At 26.6% G+C, this 290-nt stretch carries 1 protein-coding gene; it reads right to left on the minus strand.

Annotation, left to right across the window (positions count from 1 at the left end; all coding sequences use genetic code 11):
• Nucleotides 1-290, minus strand: a 290-nt coding sequence (locus ACJDU8_RS25835) for a Kae1-like domain-containing protein (protein WP_479723084.1), incomplete at both ends; no start/stop codon positions are given.

The raw sequence follows: 290 nt of genomic DNA on the forward strand, positions 1-290 counted from the left end.
CATCCCCTCTTTCTTTATAATCTCATCTGCAATTACAATTTGTCCAAATGAAATTCCACCGTCATTTATAGGTGTTTTGGAATTAAAAAAAACTTCTAATCCTGCCTTTTTAAGTTCATTGTAGATGGATTTAAGTAAATGTTCATTTTCAAACACTCCTCCACTTAAAACGACTTTATATATTTTATATAGTTTTGATAATTTAAAGACTAAATCACAGGTAAGTTTTGAAATTGTATTATGAAATTTAGCAGATATTGTACTTTTTTTAACGCTATTATTAATGTCAA

The organism is Candidatus Clostridium eludens, from assembly GCF_045310515.1.
Taxonomy (GTDB): domain Bacteria; phylum Bacillota; class Clostridia; order Clostridiales; family Clostridiaceae; genus Clostridium_B; species Clostridium_B eludens.